The organism is Emergencia sp. JLR.KK010 (genome assembly GCF_037018265.1).
GTDB lineage: Bacteria > Bacillota > Clostridia > Peptostreptococcales > Anaerovoracaceae > Senimuribacter > Senimuribacter intestinalis.
On sequence record NZ_CP143550.1, the window covers coordinates 587,173 to 604,215 of the forward strand.

Here is a 17,043-nt window from a genome sequence, read left to right on the forward strand (position 1 = left end):
GAGGGGAAAAGCATGTTAGATAACAAGACCATTGAAGGGGCTATGACTATCAGACTGGGAAATGAATATCCAGATTATCCGGCTTTTGCGGAAGGAATCAGAAGAGCACCGGACAGAGGATTCAGATTGACCAAGGAGCAGACTAAGATTGCGCTGAAAAATGCGCTGCGCTATGTGCCGGAGGAACTGCACGAAAAGTTGGCGCCGGAATTTATGGAGGAGCTGACAACCCGCGGTAGAATCTATGCGTATAGATACAGACCGGAGGGCAGACTTTACGGAAAGCCGATTCACGAATACAAGGGCAAGTGCCTGGCAGGAAAAGCGTTTCAGGTCATGATTGAAAACAATTTGGACTTTGAGGTTGCTCTTTACCCATATGAACTGGTTACTTACGGCGAAACTGGTCAGGTTTGCCAGAATTGGCTGCAGTACAGACTGATTAAGAAATACCTGGAAGAGTTGACCGAAGACCAGACCCTGGTTGTAGAATCGGGGCATCCACTGGGACTGTTCCCGTCCAAACCGGAAGCGCCGAGGGTTATTATCACCAACTCCATGATGATTGGTATGTATGACAATCTGGACGATTGGGAAATTGCCGAGGAAATGGGCGTTGCCAACTACGGGCAGATGACTGCAGGCGGCTGGATGTATATCGGACCGCAGGGTATCGTTCACGGTACATTTAACACCATTTTAAATGCAGGCAGAAAATATCTGGGTGTGGCAGAGCAGGGGGACTTACAGGGGCATACCTTCGTGTCCTCAGGGCTTGGCGGCATGAGCGGCGCACAGCCGAAGGCTGCTAATATTGCAAATGCCGTAGGCATTTTTGCGGAAGTGGACTATTCTAGAATTGTCACTCGGCACGACCAGGGATGGGTTGACGTTATCATGGACGACATTGACGAGATTTTCAAGCTGGCCAACGAGAAAATTGCGGCAAAAGAAAGCATTTCCATCGCTTATCACGGTAATATCGTAGACCTCCTGGAAGCTGCTGCCGCAAAGGATTTTCACATTGATTTGCTGTCAGATCAGACCAGCTGTCACAACGTATATAACGGCGGCTACTGCCCGGTGGGCATGACCTTTGAAGAAAGAACAAAGCTGCTCCATGAGGATCGAGACAGGTTCTGCAAAGAAGTTGACAAGACACTCCACAGACATTACAAGGCAATCAAGGCGCTGACCGAAAAAGGAACCTATTTCTTTGACTACGGCAATTCCTTTATGAAAGCTATGTACGACGCAGGTATCAAGGAAATTTCCAAGAATGGTTACGATGACAAAGACGGCTTTATCTGGCCTTCCTATGTAGAGGATATCATGGGACCGGTACTCTTTGACTACGGCTATGGTCCGTTCAGATGGGTTTGCCTGTCTGGAAAACCGGAGGATCTCGACGCAACCGACAAGGCGGCGATGGACTGCATCAATCCGGAAAGAAGAGCCCAGGACAGAGACAACTGGGTTTGGATTCGCGATGCAAAGAAGAACAAACTGGTCGTTGGAACCCAGGCGAGAATCCTTTATCAGGATGCAGAAGGCAGAAGGGATATTGCGCTAGCATTTAATAAGCTGGTGCGCGAAGGCAAGTGCGGTCCTATTATGATAGGAAGAGATCACCATGACGTATCCGGTACCGATTCCCCATTCAGAGAGACTTCCAATATCAAGGATGGCTCCAATGTCATGGCAGACATGGCAGTGCAATGCTTTGCAGGAAATGCAGCTAGAGGTATGTCTCTTTGTGCACTGCACAATGGCGGCGGTGTAGGCATCGGAAAAGCCATCAACGGCGGTTTCGGACTGCTTCTTGACGGCTCTGAAAGAGTGGACGAAATTATCAAATCTGCTATGATGTGGGACGTCATGGGCGGTGTTGCCAGAAGAAACTGGGCGAGAAACGAAAACGCACTGACTACTTCCATCGAATACAACAAGAACTACGCCGGAAAAGGACATATCACCATTCCGTTCCTTGCTGACGATGCGCTGGTGGAAGCGACAGTTGATAAGTTTGTGAAATAAATCGGGATAATCGTGAGAATCGGAGCAGCCTTGGGTGGGCTAATCTGGTTTATCATGTGAAATGTCTTCGTATGCTGACAAACCTGACAAAAAGCAAAAATATTGTCAGTTTCGTCAGCATTTTGAAAGAAAACCCTGACAAACCTGACAAAATTATAGAAATTTGTCAGTACTGTCAGCAAAATCTATGAGTATGGGAGTGTTTGAGCTGAAAATGCTGACAAAACATTGATCCATTCATAGATTTTGTCAGTAAACACAAAGAGAGACGAGGAGAATCACCAAATGGCAACAGTACTTGTAAAAAATATCGGATTGCTGCAGACCCCTGTTGGCAGTTTCAGTCACGGCGGCAAAGTGCAAGGTGAGAACCTAAAGCTGAAGGACGCCGCTATTCTCATCGAGGACGGAATTATCAGTGAGATTACCGAGGGCGGCGTGCTGCCAAAAGGAGCAGAAACAGCTGATACAGTCATCGACGCAGAGGGCAGGCTGGTGACGCCAGGGCTGGTGGAAGGGCATACCCATATGGTATTCGGCGGCTACAGGCAGCATGAAATACCTATGAAGCTGAAGGGCGCGGGATATCTGGATATTCTGAGAGCAGGCGGTGGCATTCTGGATACCGTGAGAAAGACCAGGGCTGCAAGCTTTGAGGAACTTTACGACAAAACCGAAGGTTTTCTCGATGAAATGATGGGGCTGGGTGTTACCACCTGCGAAGCAAAGAGCGGCTATGGTCTGGACTTTGACACTGAAGTGAAAATGCTGGAAGTGCTGAAAAAGCTCAATGAGGATCACCCGATGGATATTGTGAGCACTTTCATGGGAGCCCATGCCATTCCTGAAGAATACAAGGACCGGGAGAATGGCGCAGATCAATTTATTGATATGCTCTGTACGGACCTGCTGCCTTATGTAAAAGAAAACCAGCTGGCTGACTATGCGGATATCTTCACCGAGGATTCGGTATTTAACTATGAGCAGAGCAAAACCTACCTGGAAAAGGCAAGGAAGCTGGGTTTTGGGCTGAAAATCCATGCTGATGAAATTGAGGCAATTGGCGGCAGCGTATTGGCAGGCGAAATGGGAGCAGCCAGCTGCGAGCATTTAATTGCCATCGATGAAGCGGGTCTTGCGTCTCTGGCAAAAGGCGGTGTGACCGCTATGTGTCTGCCGGCGACTTCCTTCTATTTAGGTGCAAATTTTGCGCCGGCGCGGAAAATGATTGAGATGGGCATACCTGTGGCGACAGCCTCTGATTTTAATCCGGGATCCTGCCCATCGCTGAATCTGCAGTTTGTCATGAATCTGGCATGTATCAAATACCGCATGCTGCCGGAAGAAGTGCTGACTGCAGTGACCATCAATCCGGCTTGCGCTATTGGAAAAGGTGAGCTAGTGGGGACGCTGGAGTGTGGCAAACAGGGCGATCTGGTAATCTGGGACGCCCCTGACATGGATATGCTTTGCTATAGATTTGGCTCTAATCTGGCATTGCAGGTAATCAAGAAAGGAATGGTAGTAGCATGAAATTAATCGATATGCAGGTAAAAGAATATTTGGACGTTTTGAAATCAGATGCACCGGCGCCGGGCGGCGGTTCTGTCAGTGCATTGGCAGGTGCGCAGGGCGCGGCTTTGTTCATGATGGTGGCGGATCTTACTATCGGTAAGGAAAAGTACGCAGACTGGCAGGAGGTGTGCAAAGCAGCAAAGGAAAAGGGCGCAGCCCTTTACGAAGAATTGACTGCGGCGGTAGATAAGGACACCGAGGCGTTCAATCTTGTTTCCGCAGCCTTTAAAATGCCGAAGGAAACTGATGAGGAAAAGGCGGCAAGAAAACAGGCAATTGCGGACGGAACTCTGGTGGCAACGGAGGTGCCTTTCCGCACCATGCAGTTGGGCTATGAGGGTTTGATGACAGCAAGGACCATGATTGGAAAGTCCAATCCTAACGCAGCAAGCGACCTGGGCGTAGCCATTTTGAACCTGACGGCTTGCATCAAGGGCGCATGGCTCAATGTAAAAATCAATCTGCCGGGCGTAAAGGACGAGGCAAAGGCAGCGTATTACGCACAGGAAGGACAGAAAATGTTCGATGAGGCGGATAAAATTGCTAGCGGTCTGTATAACGAAGTGGCTGCAGCACTGTAATTTTTAGATGATAGAAGGAGAAAGAGGAACAATGGCACAGATTATTGAAAGTATTCCAAATATCAGTGAAGGAAGAAGAACTGATGTAATAGAGGCATGTGTGGATCAGATTAGAACCACACCGGGCTGTACCCTGCTTAACTACAGCTCCGACGAGAGCCACAACAGAACCGTTATCACCTATATCGGTGATGCAAAAGGCGTGGAAGAAGCCAGTGTGAAGTTGGTTAAGAAAGCGGCTGAACTCATCGACCTGACAAAACACGAAGGGGAGCACCCTAGAATGGGCGCAGTAGATGTCATGCCTTTCCTTGCCATCAAGGACTGCACCACAGAGGATTGCGTAGAACTTTCCAAGGTAGTCGGCAAAAGAATCGCTGATGAAGCAGGCGTGCCAGTTTTCCTCTATGAGTACTCCGCACAAAGACCTGAAAGACAGAATCTCGTAAAAATCAGAAAGGGTCAGTTTGAAGGCATGGCAGAAAAAGTGCAGGAGCCTGATTGGGAACCTGATTTCGGCGGCAGAAAAGTTCACCCGACAGCAGGGGTTATGGCAGTAGGAGCAAGACCGCCGCTGGTTGCATACAATTTGAATCTGAACACAGACGATGTGCAGGTTGCGAAGAACATTGCAAACGTTATCAGAGAAAAGGACGGCGGACTGAAATGCGTCAAAGCCATGGGCTTTGAAATCGAAGATGAGGTGACAGGCAAGAAATATGCCCAGGTTTCCATCAACATGACCAATTATGAGCAGACGCCGCTTTATAGAGTTACCGAAATGGTAAAATCCGAAGCAGCCAGATATGGCGTAGTCGTCACCGGCACAGAAATCATCGGACTTTGCCCGATGAAAGCATTGGTGGATTCTGCCGAATATTATCTGCAGATAAAAGATTTCGATTTCCACACACAAGTACTTGAAAATCATATTCTGTAGTGTTATAACTAAAGGGCAGAGTATTTTTCGAGAACAAGGAGAACCAAATGACCGGCGGCAATAACTATTCTAACGTATTTTCACTGACTGATGAAATCGCAGATATCATCCGGGATAGAATCCTCAAAGGGGAGTATAAAATCGGAGAAAAGATCAAGGAAACACAGATTGCGTCAGAGCTGAAGGTCAGCAGAACGCCAATCAGAGAAGCGTTCAAGCAGTTAGAAAATGAAGGGCTCATTGATTACATTCCAAATAGAGGATGTTTTGCGAAGGGTTTTACCAAGCAGGATATCGAGGATATTTACGCGGTGCGTAAGGCACTGGAAATTCTGTGCGTGGAATGGGCAGTAAGCAGAATCACAGAAGAACAGATTCAGAATCTGCAGGATCAATGTGACCTGATGGAGTTTTATACGGTGCGCCAGGATGAAAAGAAGGTGCTGGAAATCAACACTGGGTTTCACGACATCATCTATAATGCCACCGGCAGCCGTTTTATGGCGCAGGTGCTGCGCTCTTATAAAGAGTACATCGACCAGACGAGAAAGGCGCTTTACTATGAGCCTGACTATTTGGACGAGATTCTGGAAGAACATCGGTCGATTCTTACTGCAATCAAGAACAGAGACGTAGAAGAAGGCAAGGCGGCCATGTCAAGACACTTGGACGGCTCCAAGCGCCGGGCAGAGTTTATCTATAATGTGAAATAGATAAAGAACAGCAGGCAGGAACGAAAGTTAGACGTTTCTGCCTTTTTATATGGTGGGAGCTATATTATCGTTTTGATTTTTTCATGAACAAATTTATGACCTTTAAAATATAAATTTCTTTATTAGTGAGACAAATATGTCAGTTTAATTAAGAAATGTGGCTGTATAGGAAATGCTGCTCTGTACCGTTTTTCCAACTGAGAAAAGGCAAGCAAAGCAGAAGTAATTTTTATACACAAAAATGTGTATACATAATACATTGAATTATTTAAAATGATATGCTATAATAATGGTGCCTTAACAGGGAATAGAAATAGGAGACTTTATTATGGAAAAGAAAAATGGTAGAAATGTGACCGGTTTTATTGTCCCATCGGTCGTCGGTATCATCTTATTTATGATTCCGGTGAAGTACGATGGAAACTGGACGGTTACAGTAAAGATTATCGCAGACTTAATCGGCGGAGCGCTTGGTTCAGTTCTTCCGATTCTCTGCGTTGCCATCGTTACGGTTTCGGCAATTGGTTCTTTAATTGGACTGGCGAAGCCAAAGTTCATGACAGAACGCGCAATTTTAGCAGATACTTTTTGTACAAGTCCGGTTTGGGTGCTGGTGAGAGTAATTGGAGCCGTATTCATCTGGATGACTTATCTGGGCATGGGAACAGAAGGCGGTAGGGATATCGTCAGTATGATTACTGACGGCGGTGCAGGAGGATTTGTATTAGGAGATCTTTTGACTGTACTGGTAATCATTTTCTTAATCGCAGCTCTTCTTCTTCCGTTGCTCTTGGATTTTGGACTTTTAGAATACGTCGGCGCGCTGCTGACAAAGATTATGCGCCCGCTGTTTAAGATTCCGGGTCGTGCAGCTGTAGACTGCATTACCTCTTGGATTGGAGACGGAACATTGGGCGTTATGCTGACCTGCAACCAGTACGAAGGTGGATATTACTCGGAAAGAGAAGCGTCTGTTATAGCAACGACATTTTCTGCAGTATCCATTACTTTCAGTATCGTAGTACTTGAGCAGGTAGGCTTGATGCAGTACTTCGGTCTTTATTATCTGATGATTTGTCTGGTCGGTATCGCTTGTGCGATTATCGTACCGAGAATCCCGCCGCTTTCTCTGAAGAAGGACAGATACGTTGTAGAAGGAAAGGCTATGCCGGATACACTTCCAGCACCGTACAAAACTTCTCACGAATACGGTATGGCTTTAGCTATGAAGAAGGTTGGTGAATTCAGGGGAATCGGTCAGTTCTTTGAAAACGGCATGAAGAACGCCGTAGGTATGTGGTTCGGCGTACTGCCTACAGTTATGGCAATCGGCACGCTGGCGCTGGTTCTTGCAAACAATACCCCGATCTTTGAGATTTGCGGAAAACCGTTTATGCCGCTTCTCGAACTGTTACAGGTTCCGGAAGCTGCAGAGGCGTCCAAGACAATGATTGTCGGATTTACAGATATGTTTACGCCTTCCATTATTGCTGCGGAAGGTATTGCAAGTGAGATGACCAGGTTTATCGTAGCGTCTGTATCTGTAACACAGCTGATTTACTTATCTGAAGTGGGTGGTCTGATTCTGGGCTCTAAGCTGCCTGTGAACATTGTTGAGCTGTTCATTCTGTTCTTAGAGAGAACAATTATCAGCTTACTGATTATCTGCCCGCTGGCACATTTGATTTTTTAGGAGATGTACTATCCCTGCAAATAGGCAAAACAAAATCCCGGCACGTGCGAAAGCGTCTTGCCGGGATTTTTAAGTGGGGAGAAGCCTGTAAAGTTTATAACTTTATACTGTGGCGATTCTTTTGACAAGAAGAACCGGGGCGAGTATAATGGACTTTATGAATAAGATGAATCAGGAAAAATATATCGGCTGTCACCTTTCTAGTTCGAAGGGTTTTGCAGCCATGGGAAAAGACGCTTGCAGCATAGGCGCCAATACATTTGCATTCTTTACGAGAAATCCCAGAGGTGGAAAAGCGAAGGAGATCGATCCGAAAGATGCAGAAAATCTGCTTGCTATCATGGAGGAATATAATTTCGGCAAGCTGGTGGCACATGCACCTTATACGCTGAATCCGTGTTCTGCGACTGCGAAAACCAGGGAGTTTGCGCATATGGTAATGTCTGAGGATATGAAAAGAATGGAGTATTTACCGGGAAATTATTATAATTTTCATCCAGGCAGCCACGTTGGTCAGGGCGCAGAAAAAGGAATCGAAATGATTGCTGACCTGCTCAACGATATTATTACACCGCAGCAGTCTACTACAATTTTACTGGAAACTATGGCAGGTAAGGGCAGTGAAATCGGCGGTCGTTTTGAAGAGTTGGCAGCGATTATTGACCGTGTAAAATGTGAAGAGAAAATAGGCGTATGCTTGGATACGTGTCATATTAGCGACGGCGGCTATGATATTATTACGGATTTGGAAGGAGTGCTGGCGGAATTTGATCGGATCATAGGACTGGGTAAGCTAAAGGCATTGCATATTAATGACAGTCAGAATGAAGTAGGAGCACGCAAGGACCGACATGCTTGTATTGGGGAAGGAAAAATCGGCAAAGCCGCTATTTTGCGTGTGATTAACCACCCGAAACTGCTGGGACTGCCGTGTATTTTGGAAACGCCGCAGTCTGACCTTGCGGGCTATGGCAGAGAAATTGCAATGCTGCGGGAGGAAGGAGAATAAAGGATGGAAGTAAAGGATATTTTGGTAATTAATCCCGGCTCGACTTCTACGAAAATTGCTGTTTACAGGGGAGAAGAGCAGCAGAGATTGCTGGAAAAAAACATTGTCCATGATGATGAGGCAATTAATGCTTTTTCCTGCGTGGCAGCGCAGAAGGATTATCGGAAGGATATGATTTTGGAGTTTTTGCAGGGAGAAGGGTATGATTTAAAGAATTTGTCTGCAGTAGTTGGTCGCGGTGGTATGGTGTATGAGCTTTCAGGCGGCGGCTATCAGGTCAACGAAAAACTCTGTGCGCGAATGGCAAGTGCGGATATTCCACAGCACGCTTCTAGTCTAGGTGCACTCCTTGCATTTGCTATTGCAGAGCCACTGGAGACCCCATCGTATATTTACGATTCGACTATGGGATGCGATCTTTTGGAAACTGTGAAAATTACAGGTATCGCTGAGGTGGAGAAGTATGGTGCCACTCATCTGCTTAACTCTAGGGCTCAGGCGATTAAACATGCGACATCACTGGGCGGTGATTACCATAAAATGCAGTTCATCGTCTGCCACATGGGAGGCGGTATTACAGTGAATGCCTGGAAAGACGGAAAGGTAATCGATGTCGCCTCCTATGATGACGGACCTATGGCGCCGGAGCGTTCCGGAGGCGTGCCGCTTCTGCTGATGAAAAAGCTTTGCTTTGACGGGCAGCATACGGAGGCAGATATAGAGGCGCTCATCAGTGGCCGCGGAGGCCTTTATTCCTACCTTGGAACAAAGGATTGCAGGGAAGTTGAGCGAAGAATTGCTGCCGGTGACGATTACGCTGCACTTGTTTATGAAGCGATGGCGCTGCAAGTCGGAAAAGCTATTGCAGGGCTGTCCTGCACGTTGAAAGGAAAGGTGGACTTCATCATTTTAACTGGTGGAATTGCTCACTCTTCTAAGTTGACTGGCATGATTGCGGACTACTGCGGACATATCGGAGAAATTGTCGTCATGGCTGGTGAAAGTGAAATGGAAGCCCTCGCTGCCGGTGCGCTGCGCATGCTGCAGGGTGAAGAGGAAGCGAAAGAATATTAATAGTAGTAACGTGAACTGCCCTATGGGAAACCATGGGGTTTTGTTTTGCAAAGGTTTTGCACCTTCGCTGCCGTGCCATATTCTTGATAGAATTTTGAGAATATGGCATTAACTACCTGGAAAGTGCCATATTCTTAATTCGATTTCGAATGCATGGCGTTTATCGCCAAAGAAACGCCATGTTTTATAGGCATTTATGGAGATGATGGCAGAAAATCGGAGTCTCCTGCCATGTTTTTAAAGAAGATATTGTTGTTATGGCGGAGAATCACAGGAGAGAAGAGACCTAAAGTAGTCTAAGTTCGTGTTTCGTGCAAGTTTAAAAGAAAATATGCAGGAATGTGGCAGTTTATTAGAGACCAACGCTATAATACAGAAGAAACGACTTAAAAGTGGCGTGCGTAACAATTCACCATCTGGAGAGCTAAGGAAATTATTGTTAATAATATCAAAAAACGGAAAATATATTGACAGAACGCAAGGGAATATGTTATTTTATAATAAAAATGGAAAAAACTGAGAATAATAAGGGGAGAAGGATGGGAAATTTTTTTCAATTAATAGAGCAAGAAATTCGAAGAGAAGAGCAGCTTTTGAAACAATGGAATAGTAAATTAGAGTCTGCACCCAAGGGGTATATCTCCGCGAGAAAACGCAAGTTTATTACCAGCTATTATTGGAATCGAGAAGATGGTCGAGGGGAGAATAAAAAGCAGGTACAAAAGAACATTACAGACAATAAGGGTTTTGTTTTGCAGTTAGTTGAAAAACAGCTAGCAAAGAAAATTTCTCAGAGATGTGAATCGAACTTACGGTTTTTACGCAAATTGCGAAGATATTATAAAGCAGTAGATATTAATGATATTTTACGGCAACTCCCGGAAACTTATTGTGAAATCATCAAGTTACGAGAGAAGAAGACTCTTGAAGCCCGGCTAAATCAGCCCTATAAAAAAGCGCCTTTCAATGCGCTGAGCCACAAACACGAAACGGATTATGGAGAGTTGGTACGCTCTAAATCAGAGCAGCTGATCGCCAATGCCCTTTATGCCTATGGGATTCCGTTTCATTATGAGGAGATTTTCGTTTATCGGAAAGGCGTAGGCAGTGTGATTTATCCGGATTTCACAATTCTGCTTCCAGATGGGAATGTAATAATTTGGGAGCATTTGGGATTGCTCTCGGATTTAGGGTACTGTCAGAGGACTGCAGAAAAACTAAATATCTATCAGCAAAACGGATATACAATTGGTAAAAATCTGATTCTAACTATGGACGACAGCAATCAGAATGTCAGCAGTGTTCTTATTAATCATATTATTGAAACGCAGATTTTGCCGCACTTCGCAAAGGGCGGAATTGCGGAGAAAAGAACCGCTGCCGCAATATGAGACTGCGACAGCGTGCATTGACTAATTTTATAACTTACTGATATCCAGTTTATCGTAGCCTGCCAGCAGAGGCTTCAGCATTCTGCGGATTTCATCGGTACCACCTTCCACATCGGATTCGATATTCAGTGGCATGATTGGATCGTGCAGAGATTTGCGAAGAAGGAGCCAGCCAGTGCAAGACGGCTGGGCAAAGTCGATGCGAACCCCTTCGTAGTTTGGTGTTACCAGCGAAGCGCCTTTGATTTGACCGGAGTCTGCCAGTATTTCCAAATCTTTTAGAATTTGGTCACCGTAGGAGGCAAAGTCCTCTGCCAGAATCGGAAAACGAACTTCGATGGATTCTGCTGGCATTTTCATCTCGGAAATTAGACTGGAGATGCCGCGCCCCTCACGAAACAGCAGCGCTGCTTTGATGACAATTTTTGTGGCGAGGTAAGCGCCGTCGTCGAGAAAATAATTTTCTTTGTATGCTGCGTGACCGCTGGTTTCGATGGCGAGCTGACTGTCTACGCCGGATTCGCAGAGTTCTATGGATTTGTTAATCACATTTTTGTAGCCGCGCTTAAACCGCAGATGAGAAAGACCGAGCGTATCTTTAAGGAAAGCAGTCAGCTGCTTGCTGGTAATGCTGTCTGTAACAACGGTTGTACCCGGGTACTGATCTGCAATCAGAGCCGCAGCCATTGCAACAATGCCGTTTCGGTTGATTTCGTTGCCGTGTTCATCGACCGCAGAGGAACGGTCCACATCCGTATCAAAAATCAGCCCCAAATCGGCACCGCAGGTACGAACCTGCTGACATATCGCCGCCATGGCTTTTTTGTCCTCCGGATTCGGTGCATGGTTTGGAAAATGTCCGTCCGGTTCAAGGAACTGACTGGAAGAAACGTCCGCACCCAGTGGCGCTAGTACCTTTTCCGCGTAAAATCCGCCGGAGCCATTACCTGCGTCTACGGTAATCTTCATGCCGGAAAGCGGCGTGTCGCCGGCGGCAGCGCCGTCTGTAATCAGTTTGCGCAGATGGGCAGCATAAGTATCCAGCAGCGGAATTTCTTTTATTTCCGATGGCGCGCCGGGTCTGATTGAATTAAGTACTGAGTCGGACTCTGCAAAGGTAATGATGTCGGCGATATCGCCTTTGTTGAGACCTCCCTCTTTGCTGAAAAACTTCATGCCGTTTCGGTTCCAGGGAAGATGGCTGGCGGTTACCATGACTGCACCGTCACACTGATACTCTTCAAAGATAGTGGACATAAACATGGCAGGCGTGGAAGCCAGTCCTGCGTTTAAAATTTTGCAGCCGTATGGCGCGAGGGCATCGCAGAATGCTTTTACTATAGCTTCGCCGGAAAGTCTCGGATCTCTGCCGATAGAAACCGTCAGCTGTGCTGCTTCTTTACCAGTGGTATGGTGCAGCCAGAATAAAAATCCTCTGGCGATTCTTCCTGCGGCTTCAGTGTCCAGGTTCACATGTTCACCTTCTACGCCTTCTAAAGCAATTCCTCTTATATCACTGCCGTTTTGCAGCTTACCGTAATCATATCTTGGCATAATGAAATCTCCTGTCGCATTTTCAGTATAGAAATATACCTTTATTATATTTTATCAATGCGAAGAAGGCAAGGCATAATACAAACCAGTAGGCTGTATATTTTGGACAGACCTGTCCTAAAATATTGCCGGGCAGTGCAGAGTAATCCCAGACATCCCATTGCAGCCACAGGTTTACGACAACGCCCATAGAAAATTCGTAAAATGTTACGATGAGAGCACCGACCGCTGCGGCAAAGAAAATGTTCGTATGAAGGAGAAACGGTGTCAGCAAGTAAAAAGTAAAGGCGACGGCACCGCCAGTCAGTACCATGGACCAATGCGTGTATCCACGATAAAGAATTTCCGTAAGACCATAAAAAACGCCGCCTAAAATAAATACTATCAATTCCATGGATTTAATATTTGATCCTGAGAAAAAATTATGCGCAAAACAATGAAATGGAAATTATTTTATGATACAATAAGGACAAAGGAGATGAGATTTATGGAGAAGCAGGAGAAAAAGAAAGGTAAAATTATATATAAAATTATCATCCTTGTGCTTTTGATTATTATCGGTGTCTGTATCTATAAAATCGTGGGAATTTTAAGCGAGTATCACGAGGGAACCAAAGCTTATGAACAGCTGCAGCTTCTTGCTGGCATAGAAGATATGGAGGATATAGAGAACATCAATTTCAAAGCATTGCGGAAGCAGAACAAGGATGTGAAAGCATGGCTTTATTCAGAAGGTACGGTTATCAATTATCCGGTAGTGCAGGGCGACGATAACAGCTACTATTTGTACCGCATGGTAAACGGAGAGTGGAATGGAAAAGGCTCACTGTTTATCGATTACCGCGTGGAAAAGCCTTTCAGAGACTTTAATACGATAATTTATGGACACCGCATGAAAGACGGTAGCATGTTCCACTCTTTGACAGAATATGAGAGCAAGCGATATTATGACAAGCATCCGGTGATGCAGCTGATTACACCGAAACACGAGTATGATGTTGAGATTTTCGGTGTGATTCGTATACCGGCGGACAGCCCGATGTACAAATGTCAGTTTGACAGCTACGAGGAAAAAGCCAACTATCTGGCACAGATCAAGAAGAACAGCCTGATCAATATTGATGAGGTGGAGGTAAGCGCAGAAGATCGGATTGTGATGCTCAGTACCTGCACTTATGAGTTTGAAGACGCCAGAATGGTCGTGTATGGTAAGCTGGTGGAGAAAGAGGAAGACGGAGATAAATAGAATAGAATGCAGGCAGTTTCTATGTATAAAAATCATGAAAAATATGATAAATATGCGCTTTTAAAATCGGGTGGTTTGAGATATATTATATCTATAGTGAGGAACTCGCAAGAATAAGGAGGAAATAGTATGTTTACGAGAGCAATTACAAGAAAACCCTGTAAAGCGCTGATTGACGGCATTTCCACTGCACAGTTTTGTGATGGCACACCGGATTATGAGAGAGCGATAAAGCAACATGATAAATATGTTGAAGTCCTTCGGAGTTTGGGACTGGATGTCACAGAATTGGAAGCAGACGAAAGATATCCAGATTCCTGTTTTGTGGAAGACCCTGCTGTAGTAATGGAGCGCTGTGCAGTTATCACCAACCCGGCTACGGATTCAAGAAATGGTGAGAAGCACGAGATTATCGACGCAATCAAAAAGTTTTACGACGATTCTCAGATTTTCTACATCGAAGCACCGGGAACCATGGAAGGCGGCGATGTCATGAGAGTTGGGGATCACTTCTATGTTGGTCTGTCTGACCGTACTAATGAAGAGGGCGCAAAGCAGTTTAATGATATCGTGACGAAATTCGGTTACACTTCTTCAACTGTTCCTGTAACAGAGGGGCTGCATTTGAAGGACTTTGTCATCTATCTTGAAAATAACAACATGCTGGTTACGCCTGTTATGAATGAGATGCCTGCGTTCAAGGATTTTAACCGGTTTGTCGTCGATACAGACGAGCTTTATGCAATCAACAGTATGAACATCAATGGCACAGTACTTGTACCGGAAGGCTATCCTAAGACACAGAAAATCATCGAGGATTTAGGATACCCGATTGTACTGGTGGACACCGGAGAATTTAGAAAGATTGACGGAAGTCTGACTTGCCTGTCGTTGAGATTCTAAAATTGTGAAAAAAGCTGCCTGTGGGTTTCCCCTTGGCAGCTTTTTGTATGCTATTTTACTGTTCCATCTGCGTTGAAAAGAGGAAGTTTTTCCAGGAAAATAATATCGTCTCGGTCTGCAGCCTCGCCTTCTGCAAGGACTGCCATTCTGCCTGCGATTTCGCAGCCGACCTGTTTCAGCAGGGTTTCTATAGAAAGCAGAGATTCGCCGGTACTGATGACGTCGTCGATGATAAGCACTTTTTTGCCTTTCATTTTATCAATTTCCGTCTGACCCAGGCACAGTGTCTGAATGTGGTCGGTAGTGATAGAGTCCACCTCTGTGGTGATGACATTCTGCATATAGAGTTTCGGTCCCTTTCTGGCAACGATATAATCGTTGATGCCAGCTTGTCTTGCCATTTCATAAGCAAGAGGAATACCCTTAGATTCCGCAGTAATGATCACGTCAAATTCCGGCGCTTTTTCCAGAAGCGCTGCGGCGCTGGCACGAGTAATTTCTACATCGCTGAACATGATGAATGCGCCGATATAAAGTTCATCGTTGATTTTGCAAAGAGGCAGCTGGCGCTTGCAGCCTGCAATGGTCATTTCGTAAAACATGATTTATTTCTCCAATTCTGCGATTTCGTCTTCGCAAGCCTGCATGGCTTCGAGGACCTCAGCCATGAGTGTTTCCAGTTCCCAGCCCAGCTGTTCAGCGCCGGTTCTGATGACATCTCTGTCACAGCCTGCAGCAAAGCGCTTGTCCTTAAATTTTTTCTTTAAAGATTTTAAATCCATATCCTTGCAGCTTTTGGAAGGGCGCAAAATAACAGCAGCGCCGATGAGTCCGGTCAGTTCGTCTGCCGCAAATAGGATTTTTTCCATCAGGTGGGTCGGTTCTACGTCAGAACATAGACCGTAGCCGTGGGAACAAACCGCATGGATAATCGCTTCGTCCACACCGGCTTCACGCAGGAGTTCCGGCGCTTTTTTGCAGTGCTCTTCCGGCCACATCTCAAAATCGATGTCGTGCAGCAATCCGCAAATTGCCCAGAATTCCGCATCCTCGTCAAATCCCTGTTTTTTCGCCATGTAGCGCATGACACATTCCAGTGTAATGCCGTGATGGATGTGAAACTCCTCCTTGTTATATTTTTTCAAAAGTTCCAAAGCTTCCTTTCGATTAATCATTGGTATCACTTCCTGTTCTGTTAAGTTTTGGTATTTCTAATTTGATACTTTCAGTATACGACAAAACGCGCAGTCTTGCAAGGCCTGCGCGTTTGCTTTGGTTGGTGATTTCTTCAGAAAACGCGAAAAGGGGCACAGTGGAACTGACCCAATTTCGCGTTTCTTATTATACTTTTGGAAGTGTGTGCTTATTATTGTTATTTTGCCTGTAAGCGCTCTTCTTTGGATGGAAGCTGTGGTATTATAACTGCAATGAAGATGACAATGCAGCCCAGCCCCTCCAGCAGTGTGAGCCGTTCGCCTAGAATCAGTGCGCCGAAGAGCACAGAGAATACAGATTCCAGACTTAGAATCAAAGAGGCCGCAGCAGGCTCTGCGTCTTTTTGACCTAAAACCTGACAAGTATAGGCAACACCTGAGGAGATGACGCCGCAGTACAGAATCGGCAGCCAACAGTCTAAAATATCTGCAAGTATTGGTGTTTCAAAGATGAACATACATATGATTCCGATTATACCGGCGGTCAGGAACTGGATGCAGGAAAGCTTGATACCGTCGCATTTTGGAGAAAAGTGATCAACTACCAGAATGTGACAAGAAAAAGCGACTGCACAAATCAGAACAAACAGTTCACCGGTATGAATGGTAAAGCCTTCTCCTTTTCCTGCCATGGTCAGCAGATAGAATCCGAATGCGCCCATGACAATGCAGCCCCAGACAATAGGTTTTACCTTTTGTCGCAGGAATAAACCCAGTACCGGTACGATGACGATGTAAAGGGATGTGATGAATCCAGCCTTTCCGGCACTAGTTTCAAAATATAGTCCGAACTGCTGCAGGGTAGAAGCGATACATAGGACGACACCGCAGGAGATACCTCCGACGATGAGGGTTTTTCTCTCAGCGGCAAGTTCCGCTTCTGTTTTAGGTGCTTCTTCTTTGTCCTTGCTCAGTGCTTTAAACACGTAAATGACGGGAATCAGCACAAGCCCGCCGATAAACATACGAATTCCGTTGTATGTGAAAGGCTCCAATGAAGCGCCCGCTTTTTGGGCAACAAAGGCGGAACCCCAGATGACTGCTGTAATCAGCAGTAAGATGTTACTGCGCATTTTTTTACTCATAAAATTAAATCCTCTTTATTAATCAGAA

The 17,043-nt window shown here is 45.6% G+C and carries 16 protein-coding genes; 11 read left to right on the forward strand and 5 right to left on the reverse strand.

Annotated elements, in window-relative coordinates:
- Nucleotides 1-12: 12 nt before the first annotated feature.
- From V1225_RS02850 to V1225_RS02890, 9 genes are all read left to right on the forward strand, one after another.
- Nucleotides 13-2,037, forward strand: coding sequence for a urocanate hydratase (locus V1225_RS02850; RefSeq protein WP_338547543.1), 2,025 nt, complete (start codon nucleotides 13-15; stop codon nucleotides 2,035-2,037).
- A gap of 285 nt (nucleotides 2,038-2,322) precedes the next feature.
- Nucleotides 2,323-3,570, forward strand: coding sequence for an imidazolonepropionase (gene hutI, locus V1225_RS02855; protein ID WP_161908834.1), 1,248 nt, complete (start codon nucleotides 2,323-2,325; stop codon nucleotides 3,568-3,570).
- Nucleotides 3,567-4,193 carry a cyclodeaminase/cyclohydrolase family protein gene (locus V1225_RS02860; protein WP_251614144.1) on the forward strand — a complete coding sequence of 209 codons (627 nt, stop codon included), beginning with the start codon at nucleotides 3,567-3,569 and terminating at the stop codon, nucleotides 4,191-4,193. The genes hutI and V1225_RS02860 overlap by 4 nt, the downstream gene beginning before the upstream one ends.
- A 31-nt stretch (nucleotides 4,194-4,224) precedes the next feature.
- Nucleotides 4,225-5,133: a glutamate formimidoyltransferase gene (gene ftcD / locus V1225_RS02865; RefSeq protein ID WP_161908836.1), complete on the forward strand. Its 909-nt coding sequence runs from the start codon at nucleotides 4,225-4,227 to the stop codon at nucleotides 5,131-5,133.
- A gap of 47 nt (nucleotides 5,134-5,180) precedes the next feature.
- Complete coding sequence (locus tag V1225_RS02870) at nucleotides 5,181-5,846, forward strand: GntR family transcriptional regulator (protein ID WP_160201070.1); 666 nt, start codon at nucleotides 5,181-5,183, stop codon at nucleotides 5,844-5,846.
- A gap of 328 nt (nucleotides 5,847-6,174) precedes the next feature.
- A complete protein-coding gene (locus V1225_RS02875) occupies nucleotides 6,175-7,539 on the forward strand; it encodes a YjiH family protein (RefSeq protein WP_338547545.1) in 1,365 nt (454 codons plus the stop codon).
- Between the two features lie 148 nt (nucleotides 7,540-7,687).
- On the forward strand, nucleotides 7,688-8,548 hold the full coding sequence (locus tag V1225_RS02880) for a deoxyribonuclease IV (RefSeq protein ID WP_338547546.1): 861 nt from the start codon (nucleotides 7,688-7,690) through the stop codon (nucleotides 8,546-8,548).
- A gap of 3 nt (nucleotides 8,549-8,551) precedes the next feature.
- Complete coding sequence (gene buk / locus V1225_RS02885; RefSeq protein ID WP_160201589.1) at nucleotides 8,552-9,622, forward strand: butyrate kinase; 1,071 nt, start codon at nucleotides 8,552-8,554, stop codon at nucleotides 9,620-9,622.
- 539 nt (nucleotides 9,623-10,161) lie between these two features.
- The gene (locus V1225_RS02890) at nucleotides 10,162-11,013 is read left to right on the forward strand and encodes a hypothetical protein (RefSeq protein WP_338547547.1); all 852 of its coding nucleotides are present in this window, start codon (nucleotides 10,162-10,164) and stop codon (nucleotides 11,011-11,013) included.
- Nucleotides 11,014-11,040: 27 nt separating this feature from the next.
- Here the strand turns inward: V1225_RS02890 and V1225_RS02895 are convergent, their stop codons facing one another.
- Both V1225_RS02895 and V1225_RS02900 read right to left on the reverse strand, forming a co-directional pair.
- Nucleotides 11,041-12,567, reverse strand: a complete 1,527-nt coding sequence (locus V1225_RS02895; protein WP_338547548.1) for a phosphomannomutase/phosphoglucomutase — start codon at nucleotides 12,565-12,567, stop codon at nucleotides 11,041-11,043.
- A gap of 22 nt (nucleotides 12,568-12,589) precedes the next feature.
- The gene (locus V1225_RS02900; RefSeq protein WP_161909417.1) at nucleotides 12,590-12,961 is read right to left on the reverse strand and encodes a hypothetical protein; all 372 of its coding nucleotides are present in this window, start codon (nucleotides 12,959-12,961) and stop codon (nucleotides 12,590-12,592) included.
- Between the two features lie 93 nt (nucleotides 12,962-13,054).
- On the opposite strand from V1225_RS02900, the gene srtB reads away from it, so the two are divergent.
- Both srtB and V1225_RS02910 read left to right on the forward strand, forming a co-directional pair.
- Nucleotides 13,055-13,813, forward strand: a complete 759-nt coding sequence (gene srtB, locus V1225_RS02905; RefSeq protein WP_161909418.1) for a class B sortase — start codon at nucleotides 13,055-13,057, stop codon at nucleotides 13,811-13,813.
- A 129-nt stretch (nucleotides 13,814-13,942) separates the two neighbouring features.
- Nucleotides 13,943-14,716, forward strand: coding sequence for an arginine deiminase-related protein (locus tag V1225_RS02910; RefSeq protein WP_338547549.1), 774 nt, complete (start codon nucleotides 13,943-13,945; stop codon nucleotides 14,714-14,716).
- 50 nt (nucleotides 14,717-14,766) lie between these two features.
- On the opposite strand, the gene V1225_RS02915 is transcribed toward V1225_RS02910, so the two are convergent.
- From V1225_RS02915 to V1225_RS02925, 3 genes are all read right to left on the reverse strand, one after another.
- Complete coding sequence (locus V1225_RS02915; protein ID WP_160201595.1) at nucleotides 14,767-15,318, reverse strand: phosphoribosyltransferase family protein; 552 nt, start codon at nucleotides 15,316-15,318, stop codon at nucleotides 14,767-14,769.
- 3 nt (nucleotides 15,319-15,321) lie between these two features.
- A complete protein-coding gene (locus V1225_RS02920) occupies nucleotides 15,322-15,891 on the reverse strand; it encodes an HDIG domain-containing metalloprotein (RefSeq protein WP_201759545.1) in 570 nt (189 codons plus the stop codon).
- A 197-nt stretch (nucleotides 15,892-16,088) separates the two neighbouring features.
- Nucleotides 16,089-17,015, reverse strand: a complete 927-nt coding sequence (locus V1225_RS02925; protein ID WP_338547550.1) for a DMT family transporter — start codon at nucleotides 17,013-17,015, stop codon at nucleotides 16,089-16,091.
- Between the last annotated feature and the right edge of the window lie 28 nt (nucleotides 17,016-17,043).